The sequence below is a fragment of the Caballeronia eucalypticola genome (assembly GCF_047608185.1).
In the GTDB taxonomy this organism is placed as follows: Bacteria; Pseudomonadota; Gammaproteobacteria; order Burkholderiales; family Burkholderiaceae; genus Caballeronia.
Window position 1 is genome coordinate 160,866 of record NZ_JBLKRU010000001.1, and the last position, 16,534, is coordinate 177,399.

Annotated in this window: 13 protein-coding genes and 2 pseudogenes; 7 read left to right on the forward strand and 8 right to left on the reverse strand. The window is 58.7% G+C overall.

The genetic code is table 11. The annotated features are described in order from the left end of the window. Window positions 1–30: 30 nt before the first annotated feature. Window positions 31–977 (reverse strand): annotated as a pseudogene (locus ACMX25_RS00800) (LysR family transcriptional regulator). A 171-nt stretch (window positions 978–1,148) separates the two neighbouring features. Between ACMX25_RS00800 and ACMX25_RS00805 the strand changes: the two are divergent. Beyond that, window positions 1,149–2,367, forward strand: a pseudogene (locus tag ACMX25_RS00805) (FAD-dependent monooxygenase). Window positions 2,368–2,632: 265 nt separating this feature from the next. Here ACMX25_RS00805 and ACMX25_RS00810 read toward each other — a convergent pair. Further along, on the reverse strand, window positions 2,633–3,178 hold the full coding sequence (locus ACMX25_RS00810; protein WP_414947675.1) for a MarR family winged helix-turn-helix transcriptional regulator: 546 nt from the start codon (window positions 3,176–3,178) through the stop codon (window positions 2,633–2,635). Window positions 3,179–3,445: 267 nt separating this feature from the next. Here ACMX25_RS00810 and ACMX25_RS00815 point away from each other — a divergent pair, with 267 nt between their 5' ends. The 4 genes from ACMX25_RS00815 (at window position 3,446) to ACMX25_RS00830 (ending at window position 7,396) form a co-directional block, all read left to right on the forward strand. Next, a complete protein-coding gene (locus tag ACMX25_RS00815; protein WP_414947676.1) occupies window positions 3,446–4,807 on the forward strand; it encodes an MFS transporter in 1,362 nt (453 codons plus the stop codon). Beyond that, complete coding sequence (locus ACMX25_RS00820) at window positions 4,804–5,736, forward strand: alpha/beta hydrolase (protein WP_414947677.1); 933 nt, start codon at window positions 4,804–4,806, stop codon at window positions 5,734–5,736. Before ACMX25_RS00815 ends, ACMX25_RS00820 begins: the two co-directional genes overlap by 4 nt. 56 nt (window positions 5,737–5,792) lie before the next feature. Further along, a complete protein-coding gene (locus ACMX25_RS00825; RefSeq protein ID WP_414947678.1) occupies window positions 5,793–6,869 on the forward strand; it encodes a porin in 1,077 nt (358 codons plus the stop codon). A gap of 332 nt (window positions 6,870–7,201) precedes the next feature. Beyond that, complete coding sequence (locus tag ACMX25_RS00830; RefSeq protein WP_414947679.1) at window positions 7,202–7,396, forward strand: hypothetical protein; 195 nt, start codon at window positions 7,202–7,204, stop codon at window positions 7,394–7,396. Window positions 7,397–7,866: 470 nt separating this feature from the next. Here the strand turns inward: ACMX25_RS00830 and ACMX25_RS00835 are convergent, their stop codons facing one another. Further along, window positions 7,867–8,784 carry a LysR family transcriptional regulator gene (locus tag ACMX25_RS00835; protein ID WP_414947680.1) on the reverse strand — a complete coding sequence of 306 codons (918 nt, stop codon included), beginning with the start codon at window positions 8,782–8,784 and terminating at the stop codon, window positions 7,867–7,869. A 96-nt stretch (window positions 8,785–8,880) separates the two neighbouring features. On the opposite strand from ACMX25_RS00835, the gene ACMX25_RS00840 reads away from it, so the two are divergent. Then, complete coding sequence (locus tag ACMX25_RS00840) at window positions 8,881–9,777, forward strand: SDR family oxidoreductase (protein ID WP_414947681.1); 897 nt, start codon at window positions 8,881–8,883, stop codon at window positions 9,775–9,777. A 19-nt stretch (window positions 9,778–9,796) separates the two neighbouring features. Continuing rightward, window positions 9,797–10,309 (forward strand): lipocalin-like domain-containing protein, encoded by a 513-nt coding sequence (locus tag ACMX25_RS00845; protein WP_414947682.1) that lies wholly within the window; start codon window positions 9,797–9,799, stop codon window positions 10,307–10,309. 471 nt (window positions 10,310–10,780) lie between these two features. Here ACMX25_RS00845 and ACMX25_RS00850 read toward each other — a convergent pair whose 3' ends face one another. The 5 genes from ACMX25_RS00850 to ACMX25_RS00870 form a co-directional block, all read right to left on the reverse strand. Continuing rightward, on the reverse strand, window positions 10,781–11,722 hold the full coding sequence (locus ACMX25_RS00850; protein WP_414947683.1) for a CPBP family intramembrane glutamic endopeptidase: 942 nt from the start codon (window positions 11,720–11,722) through the stop codon (window positions 10,781–10,783). A 314-nt stretch (window positions 11,723–12,036) separates the two neighbouring features. After that, window positions 12,037–12,837 (reverse strand): energy transducer TonB, encoded by an 801-nt coding sequence (locus ACMX25_RS00855; protein WP_414947684.1) that lies wholly within the window; start codon window positions 12,835–12,837, stop codon window positions 12,037–12,039. A gap of 600 nt (window positions 12,838–13,437) precedes the next feature. Beyond that, the gene (locus ACMX25_RS00860) at window positions 13,438–14,322 is read right to left on the reverse strand and encodes an NmrA family NAD(P)-binding protein (protein ID WP_414947685.1); all 885 of its coding nucleotides are present in this window, start codon (window positions 14,320–14,322) and stop codon (window positions 13,438–13,440) included. Between the two features lie 144 nt (window positions 14,323–14,466). Continuing rightward, window positions 14,467–15,552 (reverse strand): alpha/beta hydrolase, encoded by a 1,086-nt coding sequence (locus tag ACMX25_RS00865; RefSeq protein ID WP_414947686.1) that lies wholly within the window; start codon window positions 15,550–15,552, stop codon window positions 14,467–14,469. 76 nt (window positions 15,553–15,628) lie between these two features. After that, window positions 15,629–16,486, reverse strand: coding sequence for an aldo/keto reductase (locus tag ACMX25_RS00870; protein WP_414947687.1), 858 nt, complete (start codon window positions 16,484–16,486; stop codon window positions 15,629–15,631). Window positions 16,487–16,534 lie beyond the last annotated feature (48 nt).

Genomic DNA, 16,534 nt, shown 5'->3' on the forward strand with positions numbered 1-16,534 from the left:
AGGCCGCTCGACCCGATGTCCTGTTTCGAACTACGAGCTTTTTTGCACGGACTTCGTTCTCCGCGTTTGCATCGCCGAGTCAGCGAACAGGTCGATCACCACCCCGCGCAGCCAGAGATTGCCTTCGTCCTGCTGGACTCGCGCGTGCCAGAGCAAATGGATCGGCGCGGCGGGCAACGTCGAGGGCAATGCGCGCAGGCTCAGTGAGAACGGCGCTGCCAGCTGCAAGGCCAGTCGCTCCGGCACCGTGGCGATCAGATCGGTGCGTTGCAGGATGTAGCCGACGCTCATGAAGTGCGGCACGGTCAATCGCACCCGGCGCTGCACGCCTCGCCGTTTCAGCCAATCGTCCACCTGACCGTGTCCGGTGCCGGCGGACACCACCACCAGATGCTCGGCTTCACGCCAGGCAGCGAGCGTGAGCGGCGCATCTTCGAGCGCATGGCCGCGCCTGAACAGGCAGACATACCGCTGATCGAACAGGCGACGCTGATAGAAGCCGCCCTTGAGTTGCGGCAGCAGGCCGATGGCGAGATCGACCCGGCCCTCGGCCATCTCGTTGCTCAGATTGACGCTCGTGTCGCGAACGGTATTGAGCGCGATGCCCGGCGCCTCGCGCGACAGTCGTTCGACAAGCGCGGGCAGAAAGACGGCCTCGCCGATATCGGTCATGCCGATCGTTATCGTGCGCGTGACACGAAGCGGATCGAAACGGTCTCGGGATTGAGTGCGGCGTGCAGGATCGCAAGCGCCTGAGAAACCGGCTCTGCCAGGCGCAACGCGAACGGCGTGGGCACTACTCCGCCCGGCCCACGCACGAACAGCGGGTCACCGAGCCGTCGACGCAGTTTGGCGAGGGCGTTGCTGACGCCGGGCTGACTCATGTTCATCTGCTCGGCCACGGTCGAGACTCGCCGCTCCTGCATCAACCGCTGGAAAAGCAGCAGCAGATTGAGATCAACTTCACTCAGCTTCATGACGCGGATATCCCGGGCTCATTGATTTCAGTGATGATGCAGATTCACCCCATCTTATTGTGAAATGGACGACCAGTGCCGAGAATTCAGACACGGCGCACGCATCCGACTTCAGCACAGTATGCGTGCCGTGCCGACTCAAACATACAGTCTGAATACTGGAGACACCCCATGGAACAGCTGGATCTGAAGATCGCAATAATCGGTGCTGGCATTGGCGGCCTCACGCTCGCGCTCGCCCTGCGAGAACATGGCATCGACGCGCAGCTCTACGAGCAGACTGACGAGCTTCGCGAGGTTGGAGCGGCAGTCGCGCTGTCGGCGAATGCGACGCGGTTTTACGAGCGCATGGGACTGCGTGCAGCCTTCGACGCGATGTGCGCTGAAATACCCGCTCTGATCTATCGGGACGGGCGCAGCGGCGAAGTGATTGGACAGCATCGTGGCGAACCGAGCTATCGCCAGCAGTTCGGGGGGGTCATATTGGGGCGTGCACCGCGCGGACCTGCAGGCCGTGCTGTCGAACGCGGTCGGCCTCGAGCGCATCAATCTCAGCCATCGGCTGACTGATCTCGTGCAGCATCCGGATCGTGTGAGTCTGAGTTTCTCCAACGGTCGGCACATTGACGCCGATCTGGTGATCGGCGCGGACGGGGCGCGCTCGATCACACGGCACTGGATGCTCGGCTACGACGACGCGCTGTATTCGGGTTGCTCAGGTTTTCGTGGCGTGGTGCCGGCTGGACGCATGGATCTGCTGCCCGATCCCGAGGCCATTCAGTTCTGGGTCGGACCACAGGGCCATCTGCTTCACTATCCGATCGGCGACAAAGGCGACCAGAACTTTCTGCTCGTCGAGCGCCATCCCTCGCCGTGGCCGTCGCGCGACTGGGTCACGCCGGCGAGCGAAGGTGAGCAGTTGCGCCTGTTCAAGGACTGGCATCCGGCGGTGGTGCAGATGATCACGGCGGTGCCGATCAGCCAGCGCTGGGGCCTGTTCCATCGTCCCCCGCTCGGGCGCTGGAGCAAGGGCCGCGTGACGCTCATCGGCGATGCCGCGCATGCGCTCGTGCCGCATCATGGCCAGGGCGCCAATCAGTCGATCGAAGATGCCGTGGTGCTGGCCGCGCAGCTGGCCAAGGCCGGCCCGGGTCGCTGGCGCGAGGCGCAGGAGGCCTACGAGCGGTTGCGGCGGGGCCGCACGCGCAAGGTGCAATACGCCTCGATATCGACGGCTGACGTGTTGCATCTGCCGGACGGACCCGAGGCGCAGGCGCGCAACGCCCGCCTTCGCGCACGCGACAGGCTGCGGCATCATCTGGACTGGATTCACGATTTCGACGCCCTTGCACAAGAGCCGACTGAACGCCAGGGGGGCACCTGGCTTTGAACTGCGCTCGTCTCGTTGACGTCTGCACGACTGTCCTGGCTTATTGATGGTTGTTCGATGCCCGCCGTGGCCGCCATGACTGTGAGCATGCTGCGCCGCGTGCCGGCAGGCGTCGAACAATCCTCAAGGTCAGCGCCTATTCGAATTTTCCTGGACAGGTTCAAGATCGGCCAATGATCGGCGGAGCTCTCTCATAGGCGGCAATTTGCGGACGTGTGAGGACGTTGCAACCGGTTTGAATGGAAAACTTCAGATACCCTCAATCTCACTGGCCTATTTCTTTATCGACGCGCCTGAAGTGATCAATCAACTGTCGCGTGAGGCTTGTAAAGCTGCTCATCTCCTCGTCGGTCAGAACGCCAGTCAACGCTTCCAATTGACGATTTTTCGCATCCAACTGTTCGCCGAACGCCGCCTGGCCTTCCTCGGTGAGGCGTAGCTCTATCCGCCGTTTATCGGTCGCGTGAGGACCCGATTCGATGAGGCCTCGATTTTTCAGCGTCTGCAACGCCCGGCTTACGGTGACTTTGTCGTACACCCAGTATTGCGCGAATTCCGCTGCCGTTATGCCGGGCGCAAGGCCAATTGCCTCGAGCAAACGCCACTCCATTAATGGCAATCCATGAAGTGGGAGCAACTCTCGAGCATAGATACGGTTTAGCAGCGCTGCCAGGATCTGGACTTGCGACAGCTCATATCGATAGGTTTCCGGCGGAAAGGTTTTCCCGGCCGCCACCCCGTCCTTCCCCGAAAGCCGCTTCAGAAATGCCTGGGCCTTGCGTGCCTCTTCGCTAAGTACGCGGGTCTTCAAAGTCTCACTCCTTTTGTTACCGGCTATCAGCATAGCCGCAACTTGATAAGCGCCGTTATGCGACGGAACTCGGGCACTTTACATCTCCATCACCTCTGACTGTCCTCCCAACGCGAGCACAGCAAACGTCGTCGAAGCAAGTGCGGCATCGCGTTCGGCGCCGCGTTAACCACTACTTGTGAAGGCTTGTTTGTAGTTTCATTTGAAACTATTATAGACTCATTATAAACAATATAGCGCGAGAGTTCTCGCGGTCCAGGAGACTTGATGGATTCGCCACATGAAAGGCTGCACGTCGTCACTGCGACGAGGCATCGATGGCTGGTCGTCGCGCTGTTCACGTTCGCTTTCGCCTTCGCATATCTCGACCGCCAGGTGTTGACGCTGTTGATCGATCCAATCCGCCACAGTATCGGTTTGAACGATACGCAGGTGGGATTGCTGCAGGGGTTTGCATTTGCGCTCTGCTTCGCGGTCGGCGGTGTTCCACTTGGATGGCTGATCGACAACTGGAATCGCACACGTGTCGCGTCAGCCTGCGTGGCTCTCTGGAGCCTATCCACCGTGTCGTCCGGAATCGCGGCAAGCTACTCGCAGTTACTGGCCGTACGTTCCATCACAGCGTTGTCGGAAGCGGGGTGCTCGCCAGCGGCGTTATCGATTTTCGCCGACATCTTCCCGCCGCGGTTGCTGCCTCGCGTGACGGCAATCTATACCGCCGCCCCGTATTTCGGCGGTGGCGCCTCGCTCTTTGCCGGTGGCTACCTGCTCGCCCGCTTCAACCGAACGAGCGGACTCGACATCCCTTGGCTCGGTCATCTGCTGCCGTGGCAAGCGGTTTTTGTGGTGATCGGCATGCCGGGCTTGTTATTGGCTTTGCTGATTCTGCTCTGCCTATGCGAACCCGCACGACGCGAAGGCGACAAGCTTGCGGGCGGAACGATCCGGCTGCGCGACGTGCTGCGCTTCATCGGGCGTGACTCCGGATATCTGCCGGCCTACTTCGGCGCCTATGCCTGCATTCTTGCCGCGTTTTTCTCGCTCATTACCTGGTATCCCACGCTTGCGATACGCAGCGCATTTGGTTCCGCGGCTTCGCTCGGACCGAAGCTCGGCGTGACGTTCCTGGTCTGCGGTCTGATGGGCTCCGTGAGTGCGCAATGGTTCGTCGGGCGCGCAGGCGACGCCCAGATCGTGCAGCGCGTAATGCGGCTGGCGAGCTGGTTCATCGCGCTGCAATTGCCAGCATCGTTGATCCTCGCACGGGCCGCGTCGATCGAAACATCGATCATAGGCTATGCGGTGATGGTCTTCGCCATCGGCGTGCTGACCTCATTGATGCCAATACCGCTGCAGGTCGGTGTACCGAACCGGATGCGCGGGCGTGTGATCGGTCTATTCATCTTCGGCGTCAACGTGGTGGGGACAGGTGCCGGCCCTGTACTGGTCGGTTCGCTGAGCGACGCCCTCGGGAACACCGCCAAAGCACTCTCGGCTGCGCTACCGGGCGTGTTGCTAGCGTGCTCGTGCGCGGCATTTTTCTGCATGAGATACGCGCTCAAACAGTTGCTGCGAAAGCAGGACCTCCCCTCGACCTCTGTCGTTCAACCTACCGACGTATCGCTATGAAGATCAACTATTTCGAATCGACCGCTGAGGATCGCTGCTTTGTCGAGAACCTGCTTGGCAACGCAGACTTCGCGCGAATCTATGCCGGCCCGCAGTCTGCCAGCGATATGCGCACCGCGTCGAAGACGATTCTGCAAACGAATACCTCTTCGGCCGTATCTCAAAATGTCTCCGTCACAGCATGCGAGATAGCCGGCGTGCCGTGCGAGAGGCTCACGCCCAACAATGCCGAGAGCGGAGGCATCATCGTCTTTCTGCACGGTGGTGGATTCGTGCGCGGCAGTCTCGACCTAGGGAGGCAGAATGCAACGGAGTTGGCCGCGCTCACGGGAACACCTGTTGTCGCTGTGGGTTATCGGCAGGCGCCGGAACATCGCTTTCCAGCGGCGAGCCAGGATGTACTGAACGTCTACCTCTCGCTACTGGAGCAGGGTTATTCGCATCGGGCCGTCGTCATCGTGGGCGAATCGGCAGGCGGTTGCCTTGCATTGACACTGCCGACTTATCACGCCCGCGGCGTGTGCCCGCTTCCCGCCGGACTGGTCGGCATCTGTCCGATGGCCGATCTACGGATGAATAGCGCGTCGTGGTATGTCAACGCGGCTCGCGATATCGCCACCCTGTCGATGGGTCAACGCATGATCGACCTCTACATCGACGAAGCCGACAAGGGCGACCCGCTCGCCGCGCCGCTGAACACCCCTTACTCGCGTGACGCATCGATCCTGTTATGCGTGGGCGCGAATGAAGTCATGCTCAGCGACGTCGAGCGCCTCGCCGTCCATGCCGAACGCGCCGCGGCCCGCGTCACCCTGAATATCTACGAGGCCATGCCGCATGGCTTCACCAAATTCAATATTGACATGGCACGGCAAGCCATGCGCGACGTTGCGGGATGGTGTATGCGCAGGCTCGACACGGCGCCCTAGCTAGCCCGCTTTGTGCAATTCCCTTCATAAAAATAAACTCGCGGTTCGGAGACACTATGAAACAGCACCTTGTGGCGGCTGCGCTGGCGGCTGCTTGCATTTCATCGGTACACGCGCAAAGTTCGGTCACCTTGTACGGAATTCTTGATGCCGGCATCACTTGGGTGAATAACCAGAATGGCCATAGCGCCCTGATCGAAGACACCGGCATCGCACAGGCCAACCGCTGGGGCCTGACGGGCGCTGAGGACCTCGGCGGCGGCGTGAAAGCGATCTTCACGCTCGAAAACGGCTTTACCCTAGGCAACGGCGCACTCGGACAAGGCGGCGCAATGTTCGGCAGAACAGCCGTCGTCGGGCTGTCGAGCCGATACGGTACCTTGACCCTCGGACGCCAATACGATTTCATGCTCGACAATATCGTGCTCGATACGGCAGGGGCACGTTTTGCAGGCGTGTATGGATTTCATACGCTGGATATCGATCGCCTGGCTGGAGAACAGGTCAACAACGCAGTGAAATATGTCAGTGGCAGTTTGAGCGGTATCACCGCGGGCGCCATGTACGGTTTCAGTAATGTCGCCGGCTCATTCGGTGGCACGGCCGGTGCGCCGCGATTCACCAGTTTTGGCCTCAACTATGACAACGGCGGCCCACTCGTTATCGGAGCCGCGTACACCAATACCAACGGGGCCAACGCGTCCGTCGCTGAAGCCGCGCTGAAAGCGAGCGCCATGCGCAATATCGGCTTCGGCGCGCGTTACCGTTTCGGGTCATTGACGGTATTTGGCAACTACACCAACAATCGGGCTAGCGGCATTGCGGGAACCGGCACAGTGATTGTCAGCGTGATCGAGGCCGGCATTGACTGGTTTGTCGCGCCGGATGTGGACGCGGGGATCGGTTACTCGTACAACCACTATCCCACCACGCAAATCAGCCAGATCAATGCGGCTGTCCATTACTTCCTGTCAAAAAGTACGGATCTGTATGCAAGCGCAAACCTTGCTCGCAGCAATTCGGTCAACCAACCGGCCGGGTTGTTCCTGATCGTCAACCCAGCGACGAATATCGGCTACTCTAGCAATCAGAATCAGTTGGCACTGCGGATCGGTTTGCGCAAAAGGTTTTGAGGATGCGTCGGCTTCCCGGAGGCTGGCCTGAACCATTGGTCTTGGTCAACACCTTGGTTCGCAGGCGGCCCTTCCGTTGGGTACGAAGCCCATAAACTGTGGCACGACGAATTTCTTAAGAATGACCTTGCAAAATAAATCGCCGACAGACGGTCTCAGATCGACCCCGAGCCGACTCTCGACAGCACCACTTCCGTGTGTCCGTTTTAGAGCAGGTACGGACTATTGCTAGGTCGACTGGTGGGTTAAAAGTGAAGCGTACTGCAACAGTCGGTAAGCAGACTCCAGCGCCTTCAACATGCGACGACGCTGCGCAACGTTGGAACTCATATATGGCCGCTTTCGGCGCTATCGCCGAAGATGAACGCGAACGCCTGCTTGAAGGAAGCGTTTCCGAAGATGTCATCTTTACGAACCCGGGCGGAGACGGCAAAAGTCGCGTTGGGCTGATTGCTCACATCGAGAAATTCCAAAAGGCTAATCCGGACGCATACTTCAGCACCGAAAAGCTCTACACCCCAACATGACAAGCATCTAGCGATATGGTCCATGGACAAGCAGGACGGAACCAAGGTCGCCACGGGCTACAATTTTGTTCGCCCCGATCAGGATGGCCGGTTTAGTTATATGGCAGGCTGCTTCTAGACTTCGGAGGTGCCACCCTGCTGTTCGCGTGCGCGGCGAGCAAGCAAATCGATAAGTTTATCCCTCGCAAGCTTAAGGTTCAGCGGTTTCACGACCGGTGCTGAACTCTGCGTCGACGGCGGCGCAGCGCAGGCCTGAGGGTCAAGGATCGCGACCCGTGAATTGAACGTCGGCCTGAAGTTGTGCACGGATGCCGCATACACTTTGGTGGACGCTTGCACAGATCGCTCAAGCGACGACTTGCAAACCGTCAACTCAAACTTTTACCCACCTCATTTTGGTAGCTGTTTGTTGATTACCAGCAAACGATCAAATCGATCGAATGCCTCAGCCGGTGCACCATCGAGATGGTTCAGTCTGGCGAGCCCTGAGCAACTTTTGCATGGGCCTCTTTCAGGACGTCAATGAACGCCCGCAGTGCCGAGGGCACATGTCGATTGCCGGGATAGTAGAGTGCGAGGCCCGGTATTGCCGGGCACCAGTCTTCGAGGACCAGAACCAGCCGACCGGAGGCGACCGACTCGCGCGCGAACGCCTCCGGCACGTACGCGACGCCAAGGCCATCCCGTGCTGCCTGAACCATGAGGCCGTTGTCGTCGAGGGTCAGCAAGCCCGGCACATCGACGACCATCTCCTGCCCGTGTTTGCTGAATTCCCAGCGGTATCGTCTTCCGCTTGGCAACCGATAGCGGATGCAGCCATGTCGGTGGAGATCATCGGGCGTCGTGGGTTGACCATGGTCTGCCACATAGGCGCGAGACGCCACCGCCACAAAGCGGACATCGCCGCCGAACTTCACGGCGATCATGTCCTGCGGCACATCTTCGACGAGCCGGACGCCCGCGTCGAAGCCAGCCGCCACGATATCGACAAACCGACCATCGGACACCAGATCGAGTTCGACGTCCGGGTACTGAGAGAGAAACGACGGGACGACATCGCGTAACAGCAGATGCGCGGCACTCTTGTTCAGGTTGATGCGCAAGGTCCCCTTGGGTGCACCGCGCGCCGCGGCCACGGTGTCGAGTGCCGTGTCGAGGTTCTGCAACAACGGCCGGATACCTTCCAGGAGATGCGTGCCGGCTTCGGTCAGCGAAACGCTGCGCGTCGTCCGGTTCAGCAACCGGACTCCGAGATTCTGTTCCAGAGCCAGCAGCGCATGGCTCAAGGCCGACCGCGTGAAGCCGGTCGCATCGGCCGCCTTGCGAAAGCTTCGATGCTCGGCAACTGCTGCAAATGCTCCCAGCTCATTCAGCGATGGCCTTGCCATTGGTGAAGTCTCCTCACTGCCCCATCCCGGATTGGGAGACTTATATCACGAATAACGATGGGCTAGATTAGGGATTCAACTTCCAGGGAGAATCTCATGAGCAAAAGCTGGTTGATTACCGGAACATCGTCTGGTCTCGGGCGAACCATGACCAAGCGACTTCTGGACCGCGGCGATCGCGTCGTGGCGACTGTACGGCGCGCCGGCGCCCTCGCTGATCTTCAACACAAGCATGGAGAGGCTTTAAGCGTCCTGAAGCTCGATCTCACCGACATCGAAGGCATGCGGGCGACTGTCGCACATGCGTGGGGTCAGCTTGGACGGATCGATGTCGTGGTCAGCAATGCGGCTTATGGCCTGGTCGGAGCCGCCGAGGAACTCACGGACACGCAGATCGATCATCAGATCGCGACCAATCTCACCGGCTCTATCCAGTTCATCCGCGCGGTATTGCCGCACTTACGCCGGCAGGGTGGTGGCCGTATCGTTCAGGTTTCATCCGAGGGCGGCCAAGTGGCATACCCGAGCTTCAGCCTTTATCACGCCACCAAATGGGGTATCGAAGGCTTCATTGAATCCGTCGCCCAAGAGGTGGCATCCTTCGGCATCGATTTCGTGATCGCCGAGCCGGGCCCTACGGCGACGAAGTTCGGTGCCGGTATCGTCATGGCGCCGGCGATCGACGCCTACGCCGAGACGCCAGCAGGCGCCGTGCGGCGCGCCGTGCTTGAACGAACCTTTGACATCAAAGGCGATGCCGGTCGCACCGTCGATGCGTTGATTGCCACCGCCGACAGTGCAAAGCCTCCGTTCCGGATCGCTCTCGGCAGCGTGGCGTATACCAATCTCACGCGGGAACTGGCACGCCGGCTTACCGAGATTGAAGCGCAACGCGACATTGCCTTCGGGGCCGACCGAGACGCCGTGACGGCGCCCTTGCAAAGCCTGGGCGGCGTGGAAGCGCAAACGTCCCCGACGCCAGGCCGCTCGTGACGGAGCCGAGAAACCATCCATGATCAGACTGAAACCCATTGCCGCCGTCTTCGTCGTCACCGCGCTCGTCATGTCCGCATCGGCCTCGGCTAAACCACTCAACAAAGTGCTCGGCACCTGGCGAATGGTGTCGGCGCAACTCGATCCCACGGGCAAGAATCTGCCCGCTTATGGTCCAGCGCCCAACAGCCTTCTCGTCTTTACGCCCGACATGCATGTCATCGAAGTCATGACCGACTCCACGGTGCCGAAGTTTGCGTCCAGTGCCCGCGGCCATGGTACGGCGGAAGAAAACCAGGCAGCCATGGCGGGCAGCATCGGCTGGTTCGGGACCTATACAGTCGATGACAATGGGGACTTGAACGGTGATCGCGTCGAGGGCTCGACTTTTCCTAACTGGGTCGGCGACGTTCGCACCGCCAAGGATATCCATATCACTGTGGACGGCGATCGTTTGTTGGAAAGCTTCCGAAGGCCGGAAGGGACGCGGATCGTCATTACCTGGATGCGCGTGCCGCCGCCGCGGCCTTAGCCCGGCCCTCGATAGCGCGCTCGCGGACCGTACAGCCGTGGACATGAAAATGCAGCCTGCGAAGGCAGTTGCCGCAACTTAACACGACGTTCGCCTTTAGATACCAGTCCATACAACGGCCCATTGTTCGTTTGGATGCTACGCCTTAGCACAGACCCACGTTCATACGCATTAGCGCAGACCGGTTTGAGGGGCCGTGAATGGCCAGTCGCTTTATGGATTGTGAATGACCGCACCGATAGAACGACGCCGGTCCGCGATCGAATGGCCGATTACTGAGTGAAGCGGCCCCCTGAATGTCCGTGGGACGCGTCGGCCGAAGGTCTCTTCCTGGCCGACCCCTGCCCGTCGGCGATCGGCTGAGGACCATCCTGAGCCGCACTTCAATCTCGCGATACCGGACATTTAGCGCCCGACGAAAGGGAGCGGATATTTGCTTCTCGGGCGCGCCTCTGATAAACGTCATTACCTTCATAGGTAGCCTGGCTGAACCTCGTCCGGACTCGCCAGGCGAGCGTCGGTTGGGGCAGACCAACCGCCCGTTTTCTGCAGCACGCCATACATCAATACGAGGGGGAGAGCCCCTTTTAGGATGACTAGGGTGCACCAATCGAGCATTGTTGCCGGGACCTGAGCTTGAGGCAAGGGACCCGTGAAAAACAGTACTTGCAGCGTCGCACAGACGTTCATCATCGAATGCGCGCCGATCGCAAGCTCAAGGCGCTGGTCGCGCAAGCTCAAGGCGGAAAAGCCGAGCGAGGAAACCACCATCAGCATTTTCTCTCGCAAGTCATATTGCGTGTGGTAAGCCGCAAATAGGACGGCGACCAACGCAACGACAATAATCGTGGAGCGTATATAGTGCCTGATAGTCTGAGTTAGCCACGCCCGGAAAAACAGTTCCTCTGCGAATGCAAGGAATGGGATGACGATGAGCATACCTATTGATGTGATAACCTGGTCTTTGTGATGCGGCCATTCGAAATGACGGAATGGAACTAGCCAAGCACTAGCTCGCATCGAAAAGAAAAGCGACATAGCCACCAGACCGAGCACGTTCGCGGGCAGATATAAAGCGGCACCCAGCAAACAACGCCGGATATTGAACCTCATGTCTGTAGAGATCAAAGACCGAAACGGACGCCGCAGGATCTTTTTGCATGCGAGCCAAAATCCGAAAATGGAGGCAGTGGCCTCCGCCAATTTCAATACGATGGTTCGGTCCGCGTCCGGGATATGAAAAAACGGATGTTTGAAAAAAGTTGGCAAGATCCCGACGATCAAGCTAATCATAACGATCAGGATGCTTAGGAACTTGACTAGCAAAATAGTCAAAGCAACCCTTCGCCAGTCGGTTTGCCCCATTTCGGCAAGACCGATAAAGTCACGCGATAAATTGTTTTTTGGTTTCATGAACACTGTTCAAGTGAAACAACGCCTGCTTTTTCGCTGAAGACATTGAGTAAAAGCTCGTGTCCTGCGGCGAACAGCCAGGCCAATATTTTGAGTGATCGCGCATCGTGGTCGCCTAATTGCCGCTTCCATTTCGACGTCGGTCGATTGTCATCGATTTGGCCATCTCTGTCGAACGTCCGTTGTTGGCCGATCAGTGCACGGCGCGGTCTGCTGAAGTCCGATTAAGGCCGCCTTTCGGCGGCCGCCATCGTGCGCCATCTCCTCAAAATGCTACGCGCTCAGTACAGCCCAATCTCCAATCGCGACAACAACTATTTGATGCAATACTGTTTCGTTACAGCCGCTAGCGGCGACCCGGTGCGAATTTCACCATACCCGGTGCCATGTATTGGCGGATCAATCGGTCCTTCTTGATTTGAGAAGACTCCGGCCAATATTGCACCCCGATTGCGCTCGCAGTCGATCGTGTAGTTAATCAATTGCTCGGTCACCGGTATAAAAGCGATAGAAATCTTGAATGGCTCGTCCCACTGTGTTCGCACCCATAGATTGACGGCATTGTCATTGCGTTGTACCGACGACGCATCGAGTTCTGTATGAGATCCCTTGTACGTCGCGATCACGGTCCAGTTCGCGAGATGCCCCTTACGTTCGGCGATCTCTCTTGCTAACACCGCAGCACTGGCGGCGGACACATTACGCTCCAAATCAGGCGACAAGGTACGCATCGATGGGCTCATTGAAAATCGAACCGTGACGCTTTGAGCGACTCGGCGCACCGAGCCTTCCAAGATATACGGTGAACAGTGCCCTTTCAGGACGGCCGCTCGGGCAGCCGAATCGATAGCAGAGTTACCACTGCCTTTATCAACGAGCGCATTCGTAATTGTTCCGTCCGTCTCGACGATAAAAGTCACGCCGACTGTGCCAGCTTGCCCGACTTGACGGGCATCTTGAGGATACTCCGGGGCTACAATCTGGCAGGTCAGGTCGATCGGCGGTCTGGCTAGCACACTGGAAGCGGATGCCGGTCTGCTCGGTGCACAAGCGGTCGCCATGATTGCGCAAACGACACAGATCAGTATCCTCGCGAGGCCGAATTGAATCGACATCAACTCGCACCTAGCGATATGCGCCGAACGCCCTAAAACGTGCACAATGCCTCTAGATATTTTCATGAGTCTCCGTTCTATCTGGGCGCATACGAGAAGGCATCTGAAGCCTGAGAATAAATCAAGCGCGTGGTAGCCCAAGGGTCCGCGATAACGGGTTATCGGCTCACCGCGTCCAGCACGCCGTCATGACCGGCGCGACCCCACGGTCCTGGATTGTCGTCAATTTTAAAGCGTCTGTCGATTGTCTCTAATTGGCCGGGTACCGCCTGATGCAATGAGCATCCGCAGCTCGAAGCCTGCAAAGCAGCGATTGGCGGTACGCGACCCGTTACCGTCAGTCGGCGCCGCCACAGGAACGACTCCTTTGCATTCGGTAGCGGCCGTATGCAAGACCCGTTCTCTCGGGTCAAAGTTTCAGATCCGATTCCGAATCAACTACGTCATATATCGCGGGTATTGGAGCCGAAAGGGTTCGCACTTTGCGGTCAGTGCCAACTACTTCATGCGTTCTCTGGTGATCGGGATACCTGCTCACGAAGCGTCCTACGCAAGTCCAGGCAATCGCGAGCAGCTTCTTTCGAGGGCAGGACTAGACCGTCAGTCTGCGAAGACCGCCACGTGCTTCCGGATGAACGCCTCGACGGTCATGGGCGGGGTGCCCGTTAGTTCCTCGACCAGCGTATTCGTACCGGCGAAAACTCCATTTTGATAGTCGACAGCGACAGACAGGAGATGCTGTGAAAATGCATCGCTAAATTTCGAATCGGTATTCAAACGCTTTTCGAACATATCGAGGTCAATCGGCTGGTACTTCACTTCCCGGCCCAGAACCTTGCTCATTTCATCAGCGATCTGATGGTGGTTCATCTCGATGGGGCCGTATAGCGGGTAGACCTTGCCAGCGTGCGGAGCTGGATCACGAAGAATCGCAGCGATGACGCGCCCCTGGTCTTCTGCTGCAATCGGTGCATGACGCCCGTTACCAAAGGGCAGCCTCAACGTTCCGTCCTTTTTGACGTTTGCAACCTGGCCGGGATAAGTTAACCATTGTGCGAAGAACGTCGGGCGAATGTGGGTGACCGGGATTCCCGACCAGTCAAATACCCGCTCCGAGATCCAGTGGTCACGTGCGGCGTGACTCGTTGCATTCCTGCGAGCGGAAATTTGCGACATGTTCACGATCCCGCTGATTCCAGCCTCCCGGGCCGCCTGAGCAAAATAAACGCTCGCCAGTATTCCCCCGGATTCGATTGGATAGACAAAGTAGGCCGAAAAAATGCCTTCGAGAGCTCGTGCCACGTCGTCCAAATTGGAAAGGTTACCGACCAAAACCTCGACTCCACGGGACTTCAGTCGTTCCGAACGTTGGTCCTCCTTCCGCACCAGTGTGCGTACCTTTTCACCAGCCGCTAGAAGTGCTTCGGTAGCTGCTCCACCGGTATCGCCTGTCGCTCCGGCAACAAAAATTTTCTGATCAGACATTTCGAACACTCCACGCTGTAGGGAAAGGACTGTTGGATCTGTGGCATGTCGGGGTGCTTGATTAACCTCATGCGAGGAAGCTTTGCCTCAGCCAATCGACGAACTGGTTCACTTCGACCGGGAAACGTTCACCCGGCCCGCCTGCTACAACCCGCTCGTCTTGAGCCACGAACCAATGGTTTGGACAAGCTCAGTCTTGCGCTCAAGTGGAAGCCAGTGGCCAGCGGGCAGGTTCGTTACGGAAAGGTCGGCGCAGGCGCTGCGCATGGGTTCTCCGAGGTGACTGCGGTTGATGTCGCAGATTGCGTCCCAATCACCGTTGACGAACAAAACGGGCTGGCGTAGCTGGCCGCCTTTCGGCGCTGTGCGCGCGTATGCAATGTTGGCGGTGTCGTTCAGGTACCAGGCATTGACCGAACGGAAACCACTGACATCGAACGCATCGACCAGCGCGTTAAAGTCGGTGGGCATCCAGAGCGCTGGATCAGGCGGCGTCGCCGGGGCGCGATGCGCCGAGCCATAACGCCCACCGTTTTTTGTGATCAAGGCGGACGGAGAGACCTGGCCGACAGACGTAGGATTGCCGCGCCGATAGAGCGACGCGAGCGTTGCCGGGGTGTCCGCCTCGAAATCGCTAACCGTCTGGCTGAAGTGCGTCAGGTAAAAGCGGAAGTAATCCCACTGCCCATCCGGATATTGATCCGCAGGGTACAACTGACGGTCGATCAGCGGCACGAGATTGGGCAGCGCGAAGCCCTCCGGAAAGTAAGGGACTGAGATCAGCACCACGCCGCGACTGCGCGCCCCGTGGTGCGCAGCGAGTGCTCCGGCCACGGGGCTTCCCCAGTCGTGGCCAACCCAGATTGCCGGGCGCGCCCCCAAATGGTCGTGCAGTTCGACCATGTCGTGGACGATCTCGTTCAAGGCATAGGCCTCGGAAGCGGCCGGCACCGATGAGCCGCCATAGCCACGCATATCCGGTGCAACGCAGCGCCAGCCTTCGGATGCGAACGCCTCGATCTGCGTGCGCCACATCAGGCCGATCTCGGGCCAGCCATGGAGGAAAATCATCAACGGCCCATCGGCCGGGCCAGCCTCAAGGTAGCGCGTTGTATGGCGCGGCGAGCTGAAGGTATGCACGGTCAGGTTAGGGACGTTATCTGAACTGGCGCCGACGGCTACCCTCCCGAGGGCAACGCCAGACCCAGCTCCCAAAGCTGCCTTACTCATCAACAGGCTTGCACCAAACGCGGTTCCATTGGCTGACAGAGTGCGGCGTGACATAGCTGACATAGGTAGGTCTGGTTTAGTCACGATTGATTATAGGAAGGGTTTGCGGACTCACGTGCTCCGGGTCCGGTCCGCCACGTTCGCCGGTGTCGAGCGCGCTGATTGCCTGAACTTCCTCCGACGCAAGTGCGAAGTCGAAGATATCGATGTTCTCGGCAATCCGTTCCGGGCGCACGGACTTCGGGATAGGAGACGTGCCCAACTGGATCTGCCAGCGCAGGATAATCTGTGCCGGGGTCTTTCCGTATTTCCTGGCGAGCAACACCACTGCCGGATGCGAGAGAGGGTCGTGCGCCTCCTGCGAGCCCTTTGCCTTATCTCCGTCGCGTTTGATACCGCCAATCGGAGACCACGCCTGGGTAATGATTCCGTGCTTCTCATTAGCTTCGCGAAGTTCACGCTGAATGAAGAAGGGATGCAGTTCTACCTGATTCACCGCGGGAATATGACCCGTTTTCTCAATCAGACTGCGGAGATGGTTGGAGCTGAAGTTGCACACGCCAATCGCGCGAACGCGCCCTTCCTCAAGGAGCTTCAGCGCGGCTTTGTAGGCATCGATAGTTGCCTCAAAGGCCGAAGGGACCGGCCAATGAATCAGATACAGGTCCAGGACATCGAATCCCAGCTTCAGAAGACTTCGGTCGAAAGCACGAAGGGTCTGGTCGTAGCCATAGTCGGTGATCCACACCTTGGTCGTCACGAAGACGTCCTCCCGAGGGACGCCAGACGAGCGGATACCTTCCCCAACCTGCTGCTCGTTCACATAGGCCGCAGCGGTGTCGATCAGCCGGTATCCATTTGCGACTGCCGATCTGACCGCAGCTACGGTTTTCTCAGGCTCGCTGCGAAACACCCCAAGTCCGAATGCGGGCATCTCAATTCCATTGTTCAACCTGTACACGGGGCTTTTGCCTGTCACCAT